At 63.9% G+C, this 13,956-nt stretch carries 17 protein-coding genes; 14 read left to right on the forward strand and 3 right to left on the reverse strand.

Annotated elements, in window-relative coordinates; translation table 11 throughout:
* Window positions 1-198 precede the first annotated feature (198 nt).
* The 7 genes from C7I56_RS02120 to nadC all read left to right on the forward strand — a co-directional run bounded on the left by C7I56_RS02120 (window position 199) and on the right by nadC (window position 4,979).
* Window positions 199-525, forward strand: a complete 327-nt coding sequence (locus tag C7I56_RS02120; protein ID WP_106638887.1) for a DUF1476 domain-containing protein — start codon at window positions 199-201, stop codon at window positions 523-525.
* 4 nt (window positions 526-529) lie between these two features.
* On the forward strand, window positions 530-763 hold the full coding sequence (locus C7I56_RS02125) for a BolA family protein (RefSeq protein ID WP_106638888.1): 234 nt from the start codon (window positions 530-532) through the stop codon (window positions 761-763).
* Between the two features lie 12 nt (window positions 764-775).
* On the forward strand, window positions 776-1,102 hold the full coding sequence (gene grxD / locus C7I56_RS02130; RefSeq protein WP_106638889.1) for a Grx4 family monothiol glutaredoxin: 327 nt from the start codon (window positions 776-778) through the stop codon (window positions 1,100-1,102).
* Window positions 1,103-1,577: 475 nt separating this feature from the next.
* Complete coding sequence (locus C7I56_RS02135) at window positions 1,578-2,444, forward strand: MBL fold metallo-hydrolase (protein ID WP_106638890.1); 867 nt, start codon at window positions 1,578-1,580, stop codon at window positions 2,442-2,444.
* Window positions 2,441-3,133 (forward strand): DUF4230 domain-containing protein, encoded by a 693-nt coding sequence (locus C7I56_RS02140; RefSeq protein WP_106638891.1) that lies wholly within the window; start codon window positions 2,441-2,443, stop codon window positions 3,131-3,133. The genes C7I56_RS02135 and C7I56_RS02140 overlap by 4 nt, the downstream gene beginning before the upstream one ends.
* A complete protein-coding gene (gene nadA / locus C7I56_RS02145; protein WP_106638892.1) occupies window positions 3,130-4,131 on the forward strand; it encodes a quinolinate synthase NadA in 1,002 nt (333 codons plus the stop codon). Before C7I56_RS02140 ends, nadA begins: the two co-directional genes overlap by 4 nt.
* Window positions 4,131-4,979 carry a carboxylating nicotinate-nucleotide diphosphorylase gene (nadC, locus tag C7I56_RS02150; RefSeq protein ID WP_106638893.1) on the forward strand — a complete coding sequence of 283 codons (849 nt, stop codon included), beginning with the start codon at window positions 4,131-4,133 and terminating at the stop codon, window positions 4,977-4,979. The genes nadA and nadC overlap by 1 nt, the downstream gene beginning before the upstream one ends.
* A 10-nt stretch (window positions 4,980-4,989) precedes the next feature.
* Here the strand turns inward: nadC and C7I56_RS02155 are convergent, their stop codons facing one another.
* From C7I56_RS02155 to C7I56_RS02165, 3 genes are all read right to left on the reverse strand, one after another.
* The gene (locus C7I56_RS02155) at window positions 4,990-5,541 is read right to left on the reverse strand and encodes a manganese efflux pump MntP (RefSeq protein ID WP_199792309.1); all 552 of its coding nucleotides are present in this window, start codon (window positions 5,539-5,541) and stop codon (window positions 4,990-4,992) included.
* A gap of 12 nt (window positions 5,542-5,553) precedes the next feature.
* Window positions 5,554-5,901 carry a GntR family transcriptional regulator gene (locus tag C7I56_RS02160; RefSeq protein ID WP_106638894.1) on the reverse strand — a complete coding sequence of 116 codons (348 nt, stop codon included), beginning with the start codon at window positions 5,899-5,901 and terminating at the stop codon, window positions 5,554-5,556.
* Between the two features lie 252 nt (window positions 5,902-6,153).
* On the reverse strand, window positions 6,154-6,735 hold the full coding sequence (locus C7I56_RS02165) for a nitroreductase family protein (RefSeq protein ID WP_106638895.1): 582 nt from the start codon (window positions 6,733-6,735) through the stop codon (window positions 6,154-6,156).
* Between the two features lie 249 nt (window positions 6,736-6,984).
* Between C7I56_RS02165 and C7I56_RS02170 the strand changes: the two genes are divergently transcribed.
* From C7I56_RS02170 to C7I56_RS02200, 7 genes are all read left to right on the forward strand, one after another.
* Complete coding sequence (locus C7I56_RS02170; protein ID WP_106638896.1) at window positions 6,985-8,586, forward strand: peptide MFS transporter; 1,602 nt, start codon at window positions 6,985-6,987, stop codon at window positions 8,584-8,586.
* A 21-nt stretch (window positions 8,587-8,607) separates the two neighbouring features.
* The gene (locus tag C7I56_RS02175) at window positions 8,608-9,999 is read left to right on the forward strand and encodes an amidohydrolase (protein WP_106638897.1); all 1,392 of its coding nucleotides are present in this window, start codon (window positions 8,608-8,610) and stop codon (window positions 9,997-9,999) included.
* Between the two features lie 95 nt (window positions 10,000-10,094).
* Complete coding sequence (locus C7I56_RS02180; protein ID WP_106638898.1) at window positions 10,095-11,381, forward strand: amidohydrolase family protein; 1,287 nt, start codon at window positions 10,095-10,097, stop codon at window positions 11,379-11,381.
* Window positions 11,382-11,454: 73 nt separating this feature from the next.
* Window positions 11,455-11,703, forward strand: coding sequence for an exodeoxyribonuclease VII small subunit (locus C7I56_RS02185; protein WP_106638899.1), 249 nt, complete (start codon window positions 11,455-11,457; stop codon window positions 11,701-11,703).
* Window positions 11,700-12,611 (forward strand): polyprenyl synthetase family protein, encoded by a 912-nt coding sequence (locus C7I56_RS02190; protein WP_106638900.1) that lies wholly within the window; start codon window positions 11,700-11,702, stop codon window positions 12,609-12,611. The genes C7I56_RS02185 and C7I56_RS02190 overlap by 4 nt, the downstream gene beginning before the upstream one ends.
* 34 nt (window positions 12,612-12,645) lie before the next feature.
* The gene (gene coaD / locus C7I56_RS02195) at window positions 12,646-13,149 is read left to right on the forward strand and encodes a pantetheine-phosphate adenylyltransferase (protein ID WP_106638901.1); all 504 of its coding nucleotides are present in this window, start codon (window positions 12,646-12,648) and stop codon (window positions 13,147-13,149) included.
* 68 nt (window positions 13,150-13,217) lie between these two features.
* Window positions 13,218-13,952 carry a peptidylprolyl isomerase gene (locus C7I56_RS02200; RefSeq protein ID WP_106638902.1) on the forward strand — a complete coding sequence of 245 codons (735 nt, stop codon included), beginning with the start codon at window positions 13,218-13,220 and terminating at the stop codon, window positions 13,950-13,952.
* Window positions 13,953-13,956: the final 4 nt, after the last annotated feature.

Genomic DNA, 13,956 nt, shown 5'->3' on the forward strand with positions numbered 1-13,956 from the left:
GGCTGAGCTTGTCGAAGCCTGTTCGTCCCGTTCGTTCGCGGAGGCTTCCCGTGGCGCGGGCTGTAGTGTCCTTCGACAAACTCAGGACTAGCGGGGCGGGGGGATCGGAGCAGGGTTAATTAAGCCGCGTTCCCGAACATTGCGCCTGTGGCGATCCGCGCCTATCTCGGCGGGGAATGTGACAGGGTAGGATCATCCATGACGACTTTCGACGATCGCGAGCGGGCTTTTGAAACCAAATATGCGCGGGACGAGGAAATGCAGTTCCGCATTATCGCGCGCCGCAACCGGCTGGTGGGGGCCTGGGCCGCGAATTTGATGGGGCTCACCGAGGTCGAGGCCGAAGCCTATGCCAAGGACGTGGTTCGCGCCGATTTCGAGGAAGCGGGCGATGATGATGTGGTGCGTAAGCTGCTTGGCGACCTGACCTCTGCTGGCGTCGATGTCGACGAAGCGCGCATCCGCGAGGCGCTGGAGCACAAGCAGGTTGAAGCACGGCGCCAGATGATCGAGGCGCAGGACTGATCCGATGGGCATGGAAGCAAGCGAGATCGAGGCGTTGATCCGGCAGGGCATTCCCGATGCCCATGTCGAGATCACCGATCTTGCCGGAGACGGCGATCATTATGCGGCGCGGGTGGTTTCGGAAAGCTTCCGGGGCCAGAGCCGCGTCCAGCAGCAACGGCGCGTTTACGATGCGCTCGGCGGCCGGATGGGCGGGGTGCTCCACGCGCTCCAGCTCACCACCGCGATACCGGAATAGGAGTGAATTGAAATGAGCGATATCAAGGCGCGCATCGACGAGATCGTGAACGGCAATGACGTGGTGCTGTTCATGAAGGGCACGGCGCTGTTCCCGCAATGCGGCTTTTCGAGCCGCGCGGTGGCGATCCTCGATCATCTGAACGTCAAGTTCGAAACGGTCGACGTGTTGCAGGATGCCGAGATCCGCAACGGCATCAAGGACTATTCCGACTGGCCGACCATCCCCCAGCTTTATGTGAAGGGCGAGTTCGTCGGCGGATCGGACATCATGATGGAAATGTTCGAAGCGGGCGAATTGCAGCAGCTGATCGCTGACAAGGATGTCGCCAAGGCTTAACCCCAAAAACAATAAGGGGCGGGCGGCGAGATCGGAAAATCAGCCAGCCCGCCCCTTATGTCACGATAGGATCGTGTGTGGACATGGGACATGATACAGGTCTCGTGCCATATTGTGAGAATAACGATTTTGCGCGCTTCTTATGGTTAACGCTCAAGTAATCTGTTGCTTGGTTGTAAAATTTGCCGACAGCGTTGGCGCTGGTGAGTGGTCGATAGCTGGCGGTCACCGGCGATTAGGATCTGGTGGCAGGTCAAACGGCTGAAGCCCGCGGGACAGTTTATTAATCCGGAGCCTGCCGAGGAAGGGCTGGAGGCTTGGTCGGGTTTCGACAGGCTCAGCCCTGGCGGGGTTGGATAAGGGCGCCCTTCTAATCTCGCCATCATTCTACATTGCAGCATTAGCGCGCTGTCTTCCCTGGTGCGTATGGAGGATTGGTCACCCCAGTCTTGGATTTAGGGGCCTGGGATGCCACATGGGCGGCATGAACGATTGGCCTACGGGCAGGATGGAAGAGGTGGAGCCGCTGGTGCGGCGGTTGCTTGCGCCCAATCCGTCGCCTTTTACCTTTACCGGGACGCAAACCTATGTCGTGGGACGCGGCGCGGTGGCGGTTATCGATCCGGGGCCGGAGGATGAGGCGCATCTTGCCGCGCTGCTTTCCGCGCTTGGCGAAGAGCGGGTGGCGGCGATCCTTTGCACGCACACGCATCGCGATCACAGCCCGGGGAGCCGCGCGTTGAAGGCGGCGACCGGGGCGCCGATTGTCGGGTGCGCGCCGCTCGCTATCGACGATCATGGGCCGCGGGCCGATGCGGCGTTCGATTTCGATTATGCGCCGGATCGTGTGCTGGGCGATGGGGAGACGGTCGAGGGGCCGGGCTGGACGCTGGAAGCCGTGGCGACGCCGGGGCATACGTCCAATCACCTTTGCTTTGGGCTTCGGGAGACGGGGGTGTTGTTCACCGGCGATCATGTCATGGGCTGGTCGACGACGGTGGTGTCGCCGCCCGATGGCGATATGGCCGCTTATATGAGCAGCCTCGACAAGCTCCGTTTGCGCGAGGACCGGATTTATTACCCGGCCCATGGTCCGGCGGTGGAGAAGCCGCAGCAGCTCATTCGCGGCATTATGGGCCACAGGAAGCAGCGCGAGCGGCAAATCTTGCGTCATCTCGAACAGGGCGTGGGCGATATCGGGGCAATGGTGGGGCAGATGTATAAGGGCCTCGACCCGCGTCTTCACGTCGCGGCGGGGCGATCGGTACTGGCCCACCTTCTCGATCTTGAAGGGCGGGGCGTAGTGGCGCGCGACGGCGAAGCGTGGCGGCTCGCTGCATGAAGCGTCCATTCATTCTTGTCGCGGTGCTGGCCGCCGGACTGATTCTAGGCGCCGCGCTAATGGGCGCGATGAAGCTTCCCGGCCTGTTCGGGCGCGGGCCAGATCCGGAGACGATCGCGACGGCAAGTCTGCAATCGGTGCGGGAGCAGGCGCGGCTGACGCCCTTCGTCGCGCGCTATGTTGCGGTGGTGACGTCCACGCAGTCGCGCTTTGGCCTTGATGCGCAGAAGACGATGATCCTGCCGGGCACCGTCCGCTATGAAGTGGACCTTGCGAAGTTGCAGCGCGACGATCTCGATTGGGATGCCGCGACGAACACGCTCAACGTCACCCTGCCGCCGGTAGAAATTGCGGGGCCGGAGATCGACCTTAATCAGGTGCAGGAATATTCGGGCGGCGGCGTCCTCATGTCGCTGACCAATGCCGAGGCTGCGCTCGACGCGGCGAACCGGCAGCGCGGCACGCAAAGCCTGCTCGAACAGGCCCGCGCGCAGACGCCGATGCGGCTGGCGCGCAATGCCGCCCGCACCGCCGTTGAGCGTAGCTTCGCAATGCCGCTGCGTGCGGCCGGGATCGAGGCGAAGGTCGTCGCCCGCTTTGCCGGGGAAGCCGGCACCCGTGATCCATCGCAGCTCGATCGTTCGCGGCGGATTGAAGATGTTTTGGAAGAGAGTAAGGCGAAGACATGAACGCTCCGAACCTCAGCCTGAAGGGCCTCGACCTGCGCGCCGAAATCGACCGGCTCCGCAAGGAAAAGAACGCCGTCATCCTCGCCCATTATTATCAGGCGCCGGAATTGCAGGACATTGCCGACTTTATCGGCGACAGCCTGGATTTGAGCCGCAAGGCCGCGGCGACCGACGCCGACGTGATCGCATTTTGCGGCGTCCGCTTCATGGCGGAAACGGCGAAAATCCTCTCGCCCGACAAGATCGTTGTGCTGCCGGACATGGACGCCGGGTGCAGCCTGGAAGACAGCTGCCCGCCCGATCAGTTCAAGGCGTTCCGGGAGGCGCATCCGGATCATATCGCGCTCACCTACATCAATTGCTCGACGGAGGTGAAAGCGCTCAGCGACATCATCGTCACTTCCTCGTCAGCCGAGACGATCCTTGCCCAAATCCCCAAGGAACAGAAGATCATCTTCGGCCCGGACAAGAATCTCGGCGGCTATCTCGCCCGCAAGACCGGGCGTGACATGCTGCTGTGGCCGGGCGTCTGCATCGTGCATGAGGCATTCAGCGAGACCGAATTGCTGAAGCTGAAGGCGCAATATCCGGGCGCGCCCGTGCTCGCCCATCCGGAATGCCCGGGCCATATTCTGGATCATGCCGATCATGTCGGATCGACCAAGGCGATCCTCGACTATGCGCTGAATTCGCCGTCGGACGTGATGATCGTCGCGACCGAGCCGCACATCATCCACCAGATGGAAAAGGCCGCGCCGAACAAGACGTTCATCGGTGCGCCGGGCGCGGACGGGAACTGCAATTGCAATATGTGCCCGTATATGGCGCTGAATACGATGGAGAAGCTCTACATCGCGCTGCGGGACTTGCAGCCGCGTATCGAGATGGACGAGGACTTGCGCCTTGCGGCCAAGAAGTCGCTCGACCGGATGCTCGACATGGCGGGCCGCACGGTGGGGCAGGGGGATGTCGGCAAGCCGATCATCACCGGCGCCTGATGGCGGGCTTCGCGCTTGAGCGGTTCGACCTGGACCGCTTCGTCCGGGACACGTTGGCGGAAGATCTGGGCGATCACGGCGATATCACGTCGGCGGCGGTCATTCCGGAGGATGCGCGGTTCGAAGGCGTGATGGACAGCCGCGATGCAATCGTCGTCGCGGGTTTGCCGGTTGCCGAGGCCTTCTTCCGGGCATTGGATCCGCAGGTTGAGATCGAGCGGTTGGTTGAGGATGGCAGCCGCGTTGCCGCCGGGACGGAGCTTCTGCGGATCAGGGGCAATGCGCGCGCGATGCTGACGGCGGAGCGTTCGGCGCTCAACACGTTGCAACACCTGTCCGGCATCGCGACGCTTACCCGTTCCTATGTCGATGCTATTGCGGGGACCGGCGCGACATTGCTTGATACGCGCAAGACCATTCCCGGCCTCCGCGTGCTTGAGAAATATGCGACCCGCATGGGCGGAGCGACCAACCACCGGATGCGGCTCGACGATGCCGCGATGATCAAGGACAATCACGTTGCCGTCGCCGGTGGGGTGGCGAAAGCCGTGCGCCGCGCTGTGGATGTCGGGATCGAGCGGATCATTGTGGAGGTCGACCGGATCGACCAGATCGAACCGGCAATCGGCGCGGGCGCGACGCACCTGCTCCTCGATAATATGGACGCCGCGACCCTGCGCGAAGCCGTGACGCTGGTGAATGGCCGCGTGCCGACCGAGGCGAGTGGCGGCGTCACGATCGAGACCATCCGCGCCAAAGCGGAGAGCGGCGTGACCTATATCTCGGTGGGACGGATCACCCAGTCGGCACCCGCGGCGGATATCGGGCTGGATTTTTCAGCGGTCTGAGCGAACCGGGTTAGGCGCCGAGGAACTGGTGCTCGGTGAAGATCTTGAGGCCGAGCGCTAAAAGCATCAGGCCGCCCGCCACCTCGGCTTTCTTGCCAAGGCGGGAGCCGAGCGCCGCACCCGCGAAGACGCCGCCGAAGCAAAGGATAGCCGTCGTCGCGCCGATCACCAGGATTGCGATCAGGACCGGCTGTTCGAGCAGGGGCAGGGTGACGCCCGCCGCGGCGGCATCGATGCTGGTGGCGACGGCAGCCGAGAGCAGGGCCCAGCCCATGAGCGGCGGCGCGCAGTCAGCCTCTTCATTCAGTCCAGCCCGGATCATGCGGAGACCAAGGGCGCCGAGCAGGATCAGCGCGACCCAGTGATCCACCGCCTGAATAACCCCGGCGAAGGCGATGCCGAGACCCCAGCCGATGAGCGGCATGAGCGCCTGCGCCGTCCCGAATGCCGCGCCGATGCGGATCGCGCCGCCCGGCCCCGGACGCGCAACGGCGCCCTGGCACAGGGACGCGGCAAAGGCATCCATCGCAAGCGCGAAGGCGAGAATAAAAAGGGCAGTCACATTAAACCCCGCTCAGGCGAGGGCGCGCTCTACCAAATCTTCGACGTCGAGGCCAAGCCGCTTCATATGCGCGGAAATGCCCGGCCAGCGATTGTCGAGGAAATCCGACCGTTCGGCGGCCAGCAGGCGCTGCGCCGCGCCTTCCGCGACGAACATGCCGACCCCGCGCTTCACGACGATCAGCCCTTCGTCCTGGAAGGTCTGATAGGCTTTGGCGACCGTCAACGGATTGGCGCCATGCTCGGCCGCAAGCGCGCGAACCGAGGGCAGGGGATCGCCGTCCTTCACCCGGCCTTCGAGGATTCCAGCCGCGATGCTGTCTCGCAGGCGGAGGTAAACGGGTCGGTCATCATTGGGCATGGCGCCATAGTGAACTAAGACAGTGAGGGGGTCAAGTGTTGGGATGCGCTGAATGGTTCGGGTTTGGGGCTGGCTGGAACGTCCTTCGACAGGCTCAGGACTAGCGGGGTGGGGACAGGACTGGTCCGGCCGGGGCGGGCGGGCAGGTTGGTTGCTGACAAAAAGCCCTTGGTTCCGAGTATTCTCTCAGCCGCTAGCCCTGAGCTTGTCGAAGGGCGTGGGCCGTGTTCTTAGGCGTTGAAGCTCGACCGTTCAGCCTTTCCACTCCGTTACAACCTCGTCGAGATCGGGCCTTGGCCGCTCTTCCAGCGCTACGCCCGGTGTGCCGATGAAGATGAAGCCCGCGATGCGTTCGTTTTCTTGGCTCGCAAAGGCGCGGGTCACCTGTTCGGACGTGGCGGCCCAGCCCGTAACCCAGCCGCCCGCATAGCCGAGCGCATGGGCGGCGGAGAGGAGGTTCATGCAGGCGGCGCCGCAGGACAGTTCCTGCTCCCACAAGGGAATGCGCGGGCTGTCGACCGGGCGGAAGGTGACGATGACGAGTTCGGGGGCTTGGTTAGCGAAGCGCTCCACGGCTTCCAGTTCCAGCCTTCCGGGCTCCGGATTGGCGGCGCGATAGGCGTCACCGAGCAGGCTGTGAAAGGCGCCGCGCGCGGATTTCGGCACGTGGATGAAGCGCCAGGGGTGGAGCTTGCCATGGTCGGGGGTGCGCGCCGCAATTTCAAAAATCTCGCGGAGCTGCGCGGCATCGGGCCCGGGTTCGACGAGGTCGCGCGGGCGGCCCGAGCGGCGGGTCTTCAGGAGCGAGAGGGGCGTGGAAAGATCGTTCAGCATTTGGTTGTCCTAGCGGACGTCATCCCGGCGAGCGCCCGGGATTTCGTCGAGAAGAATGGTGCATTTTTCGTCCTGAGATTCCGGCTTTCGCCGGGATGACGGCGAGTGGTTTCCGGCGTTTAGGACACATGATTGGCACATGGGCGTCACAATCCGGCTTCACAAGAGCGTTTTGCGCGTTAGTCTGCCCGCCCAACGCGCTGTCCCTGGGTGAATGGGGCGGCCATCCATGTTGGGAGTGAAGCGTCAGTGGCAACCAATCCGGCAATAGCGGCAGAAGGAAAGACCATTCTTGGTCATCCGCGCGGCCTTTTCGTCTTGTTCTTCGCGGAGATGTGGGAACGCTTTTCCTATTACGGGATGCGCGCCCTGCTCATCTTCTACCTGACGAAGCATTGGCTTTTCTCGGACGGCGACGCATCGCTGATCTATGGTGCCTATACCTCCCTCGTGTACATCACGCCGGTGCTCGGCGGCTATCTTGCCGACCGCTATCTCGGGCAACGAAAGGCGGTGCTGTTCGGCGCTGTCGTCCTGACCCTGGGCCACTTCCTGATGGCCTTCGAAGGGACAGGCGGACAGGGCGATCCGACGATCAGCATCTTCTGGCTCGCCCTTGCCTTCATTATCGTCGGCTCGGGCTTCCTCAAGGGCAATATCTCGGTCATCGTCGGTCAGCTCTATCCGCGTACCGACGTCCGTCGCGACGGTGCCTACACGATCTTCTATATGGGGATTAACCTCGGCTCCTTCTTCGGCGTTCTGATCGCGGGCTTCCTCGGCGAAACCTATGGCTGGTCCTACGGCTTCGGCGCTGCCGGCGTCGGCATGCTGCTTGGCCTCCTCGTCTTCATCTGGGGCCGTCCGCTTCTCATGAACCGGGCCGAGCCCCCCGCGCCGGAACGCCTCCGCGAACGCGTTGCGGGCGTCCCCTTCGAATGGCTGCTCTACGGCCTTGGCCTCGTCGCGATCGCGATCATCTGGGCGCTCGTCCAATATCAGCAGGTCGTGGGTACATTGCTGCTGATCTCCGGCCTCGCGCTCTTTGGCTATATCGGTTTCACCGCCGTTCGGCAGCTGCCGCGCGACGACCGCGACCGCATCTTCGCGATCCTGTTCCTGCTTCTCCTCCAGCCCGTTTTCTGGGGCCTGTTCGAGCAAGCGGGCGCGGGCGTGAACCTCTTCACCGACCGTCACGTCGACCGCAATTTCTTCGGCTATGAAATCCCGACCACCTGGTTCCAGTCGGTCAACGCGGCTTTCATCATCCTGCTCGGCCCGGTCTTCGCGTCGTTGTGGACCAGCCTCGGCCGTCGCGGTATCGAGCCGTCGACCCCGGCGAAGTTCGGCCTCGCCATCGTTCAGGTCGGCCTTGGCTTCCTCGCCCTCGTCTGGGGCGCGCAGGCCTTTGGCAGCCAGAACATGACGCCGATGATCCTCATCGTCTTCCTCTACCTCCTCCACACGACCGGCGAGCTTTGCCTGTCGCCCGTTGGGCTTTCCGCCATGAACCGGCTTGCGCCGCGTCACATGGCCGGCCTCATCATGGGCGCCTGGTTCTTCGCGACGGCGGGCGGCAACTTCGTCGCGGGCCAGATCTCGGCCGCGACGGGCGCCGAAAATGCCGAAAGCGGCGAAGGCGCGAAGGAACTGTTCCTAAACGTCTGGACCACGGTCGGCTGGACCGCCGTCGGTATCGGTGTCGTCGTGTTGGTGCTCGCGCCCTTCGTGAAGCGCCTGATGCATCTCGACACGCTGCAGGACGAGCGGATGGCGGGAACGCCGGAGCTCGCCGAGCCGATCGCACCGTCGCCGAACACCAATGGCGAGACTGTACCGGGCAAAGCGTAAGATCGAACAAGGGGCAGCACCATGAAACATCTGCTGACGGGGGCCGCGCTTGCGGCCCTCCTCTCCGCCTGCGCGACCACGTCGGGCGAAGAGCCGAAGGCCGCTTCTTCGCAAACGCCTGAGGCTGCCGCGCCGGAACCGGTCTACGCCTCCACCTACAAGGCGTATCCGGGCGTGGTGACCGCGATCACCGGCGCGACGGTGTTCGACGGCGAAGGCGGGCGGATCGACAACGGCACGGTGGTGCTGGCCGACGGCAAGGTGCTCGCGGTCGGCGGGGCGGACACGGCGATCCCCGAAGGCGCGACGCGGATCGACGCGGCGGGCAAATGGGTGACGCCGGGCGTCATCGACATTCACAGTCACCTTGGCGACTATCCGAGCCCGGGGGTCGAGGCGCATTCCGACGGCAATGAAATCACCAGCCCCGTTCGGCCTGAGGTATGGGCCGAACATAGCGTCTGGCCGCAGGATCCGGGCTTTTCCCGTGCGCTCGCCAATGGCGGGGTGACGACGCTTCAGATCCTGCCGGGATCGGCGAACCTTTTTGGCGGGCGCACGGTAACGCTGAAGAACGTGCCCGCGCGCACCGTTCAGGGCATGAAGTTTCCGGGCGCGCCCCATGGCCTCAAAATGGCGTGCGGCGAAAACCCCAAGCGCGTCTATGGCAATCGCAACCAGATGCCCGGCACGCGCATGGGCAATATGGCGCTCAATCGCCAGACCTGGCTCAAGGCGCAGGATTATAAGCGCAAGGTCGCGAAGGATCCGAATACGCCCCGCGACCTCCAGATGGAGACACTGGTCGGTGTGCTCGACGGCGAAATCCTGGTCCACAACCATTGCTATCGCGCCGATGAAATGGCGCAGGTTTTGGATATGGCGAAAGAGTTCGGCTACAAGGTATCGACCTTCCACCATGCGGTGGAGGCGTACAAGATCGCCGACCTGCTCCGCGACAACAATGTCTGCGGTGCTTTGTGGGCAGATTGGTGGGGCTTCAAGATGGAAGCCTATGACGCCATCAACGAGAATATTCCGCTGATGCACAAAGCGGGCGCCTGCACGATCGTCCATTCCGACGATTCCAACGGTATCCAGCGCCTCAATCAGGAAGCGGCCAAAGCGATGGGCGATGGCCGCCGCGCGGGGATTGAGATCGCGCCGGAAACCGCCTGGACGTGGCTCAGCTACAATCCGGCCAAGGCGATGGGCATCTCCGACCAGACGGGCAGTTTGAAGCCCGGCAAGATGGCCGACGTGGTGCTGTGGAACGGCGATCCGTTCAGCGTCTACACCCGGCCCGAGCGCGTGTGGATCGACGGGGCGCTGATGTATGATGCCAATGATCCGAAGCGGAGGCCGGTGTCGGACTTCGAGCTCGGCCAGCCGGGTGAGGGAGATGTGAAATGACTTTATCCCTCAACTCCCGCTCCTTCCGACCCAACCACCGTTCGGTTCGAGCGAAGTCGAGAACCGTGGGCGCAAACGCATCTCGACTCCGCACGATGCGAACGGGGTTGGTTGCCCTTGCGGCGCTGATTGCCGCCCCCGCCGCCGCGCAGACCATTGCGATCACCAATGGCAAGGTCGCGATTGGTGACGGATCGGCGCCGATCGACAATGGCACGGTGGTGATCCGCAACGGCCGCATCGTCGCGGCGGGCGCCAATGTCAGTGTTCCGGCCGATGCCCAGCGCATCGATGCGGAGGGGCGCTGGGTCACGCCGGGCCTCGTCGCGGGCTTTACGCAGCTTGGCCTCGTCGAGGTCGAAGCGGTTGGCGATACCAACGATACGGTTGCGGCGAGCTCGCCATTTTCGGCGGCGCTGGATGTCGCGCCAGCCGTCAATGCGCGCGTGTCGTCCATGGCGATCAGCCGGGGTCGTGGCGTCACCCGTGCCGTGATTGCGCCCGATACGGCGCGCACGATGTTCGCAGGGCAAGGCGCGCTGGTCGACACGGGCGAGGATCGCGATGCGGTGTTTGTCCCGCGCGCCTTCCAGTTCGTGGAGTTCGGCGAGCGCGGCGCGAATGAAGCGGGCGGCAGCCGCGCGGCGGCTTACGCTTTCTTCCGCAACGCGATGCTGGAAGCGCGGGAATATGCCCGAAACCCGTCCGCTTATGGCGGCAGGGATTCGGATGCGCTTCTGATGCGCCTCGATGCCGCGGCGCTCGTGCCGGTCGTCGAAGGAAAGCAGTCTCTGCTCGTCCATGTCGAGCAAGCGAGCGACATCCTGCAAGTGCTTAAGCTGCGGGAGGAATTTCCGGCGCTGAAACTCGTGCTGGTCGGCGCGAGCGAAGGCTGGATGGTCGCGGACAGGATCGCGGCGGCGGGCGTCCCCGTCATCGCATCGGCCCTCAATGACCTGCCTTCATCCTTCGAAGTGCTGGCCGCCACCCAGTCCAATTACGGGCGGATGCAGGATGCGGGCGTGAAGCTTGGCGTCGGCGAGGTTGGCGGACAGCCGCGCAACGCCAAGCAGTCGGCGGGCAATCTCGTGGCCCTGTCCAAGGTGCCGGGCGCGAGCGGGCTCAGCTGGGACGAGGCGTTGGCCGCCATTACTTCCGGCCCTGCGGAAGTAATGGGCCTTGGCAATGATTTCGGATCTCTCCGCGCTGGCCGCCGCGCCGACGTGGTGATCTGGGACGGCGATCCGCTCGAGCTGAGCTCGGCGCCCGCGCTGATGCTGATCGACGGGGCGCAGCAGCCGCTCGGCAGCCGTCAGACCCGGCTTCGCGACCGCTATCTCGATCCGGCCGAGGGGCAGCTTCCCAAGGCCTATGACCGGTAAGTGACGTCCAGCGGGTGGAGGGCGGCGCGGCCGATCTTGACCCCCGCCCGTCGGAGCGTCAAAGCATGGCGTCATGCAGGAACAGGCTGAACCCATCGAGCAATTGTCCTTCGAAGCCGCGCTGAAGCGGCTGGAGGAAATCGTGCGGAAGCTCGAAAGCGGGGAGGCATCGCTCGACCAGTCGATCGAGCTTTATGCCGAGGGCGACCGTTTGAAGCAGCAATGCGAGGCGCGACTGCAAGCGGCGCAGGCTAGAATCGAGAAGATTCAGTTTGGTCCGGGCGGGCAGCCGTCCGGCACGGTTCCGTTCGACAGCGAATGACCGCAGCCGTGGCCGAGAGCCAAGCCCTGCTGAAAAGCGCCATCGATGAAATCGGCGCGGACATCGATCGGCTGTTCGATCAGCTGCTTGCAGTCCCGCAGGATCAACGCGCGCGGCTTTACGAGGCGATGCGATATGCCGCGATCGGCGGCGGCAAGCGGATGCGGCCCCTGCTGGTGGTTGCGGCGTCCAACCTCTTCGGCATCGACCGGGCCCGCGCGCTTCGCGTTGGCCTCGCCGTCGAATGCATTCACGTCTATTCGCTGATCCACGACGATTTGCCGTGCATGGACGATGACGATCTGCGCCGGGGCAAGCCGACCACGCACAAGGCATTCGACGAATGTACGGCAGTGCTAGCGGGCGACTGCCTGCATGACCTCGCCTTTCAGGTGCTCGCCGATCCGCGCATCAGCGACGATCATGCGGTGCGGGTGGAGCTGGTGGCCGAGCTCGCGCGGGCATCCGGCCCGGCGGGCATGGCGGGCGGCCAGATGATGGATTTGATGGCCGCGCAGGAGCAGATGGACCTCGCCGCCGTTACCCGTTTGCAGCAGCTGAAGACCGGCGCGCTCATTGGCTTTTGCCTGGAAGCGGCGGCGATCATGGCGCGCATCCCGACCGAGGGCCGCACGAGTTTGCGCGGCTATGCCCGCGATCTCGGCCTCGCCTTCCAGATTGCCGACGATCTTCTCGACGTCGAGGGTGATGAGGCGGTGACGGGGAAGAAGGTCGGCAAGGATGCGGCGGCGGGCAAGGAAACCTTTGTGTCGCTGCTCGGCGTCGAACGGGCGCGGCAGCAGGCGCATATGCTGGTCGACCAGGCGATCGATCATCTGAAGGATTTCGGAGCGGAGGCCGATCTGCTCCGCGCCATCGCCCGCTTCGTCATCGAGCGCGATCATTGATGACCGGCCGCTACATTCTTGGATATTGGGAAGCATGACCCGCACCGCAGTCTATCCCGGGACGTTCGATCCCATCACGCTTGGCCATATGGATATCATCCGGCGCGGCGCGAAGCTGGTTGATTGCCTGGTGATCGGGGTTACAACCAATCCGTCCAAATCGCCGATGTTCAGCTTGGAGGAGCGGCTCGCCATGGTGCGCCGCGAAATTGCGGACATTCCGGGCGACATCAAGGTCGTCGCATTCGATTCGCTGCTGATGGATTTCGCCGAGCGGGAGGGCGCGTCGATGATCCTGCGCGGCCTGCGCGCCGTCGCGGACTTCGAATATGAATATCAGATGGCGGGGATGAACCAGCAAATCAACGCCGAGATCGAGACCGTCTTCCTTATGGCGGACGTGTCGCTGCAGCCCATTGCGTCCCGCCTCGTCAAGGAAATCGCCATGTACGGCGGAGACATATCCAAGTTCGTGCCGCCCGTCGTCGCCGCCGAAGTCGGTGCCCGCGTCGACGCGATTGGCCGCAAAGGCTCTTGATCGTTCAGCTTGAGCTAAGCAGAAGGGCGGCAAAGCCGTCAGGGCATATCCCAAGGATCCTCGATATCATGCGTTTCAAACCCGTTTTCGCCCTGATCGCCGGCCTGGCGCTGACTTCGCCGCTTGGCGCGCAAACTGCGGGCAACCCGGTGCCTCGTGAAGCCAGCGCATCGACGGCAGCGATGACGCAAGCCGCAGCGACCGATGCCGCCGCGAAAGCCAAGGCGCTAATCAATGTTCCGGCGCTGGAGCCTGAAAACACCCTTCATCTCGATCTGTCGACCGGCGGCCGGGTCAGCATCCAGCTGCGCCCGGATATCGCGCCCAATCATGTCGAGCGGATCAAAACGCTGACCCGCCAGGGCTTCTACAACAACCTGCTTTTCCATCGCGTGATCGAAGGCTTCATGGCACAGACCGGCGACCCGCAGGGCACGGGCGAGGGCGGTTCGCAGCTGCCCGACCTGACGGCGGAGTTTAACGGCCTGCCGCACGTGCGCGGCGCCGTATCCATGGCGCGGGCGGGCGATCCAAACAGCGCGAACAGCCAGTTCTTCATCATGTTCATACCGCGCCTGACGCTGGACAATAAATATACGGTATTCGGCCGTGTGGTGAGCGGCATGCAATATGTCGATGCGATCCAGCGGGGCGAGCCGCCGATCAATCCGTCGCGCATCGTTCGCGCGTCGATCGGCGCCGATAATGTGCCGCCGCTTTCGCCTGCCGAGCTGGCCGCTGCCGCACCGCCGGTTCCCGCCCCGGCGCCAGCTCCGGTTCCGGCACCGACGCCGCAAAACTGATGGA

The sequence above is a fragment of the Allosphingosinicella vermicomposti genome (assembly GCF_003012815.1).
GTDB lineage: Bacteria > Pseudomonadota > Alphaproteobacteria > Sphingomonadales > Sphingomonadaceae > Allosphingosinicella > Allosphingosinicella vermicomposti.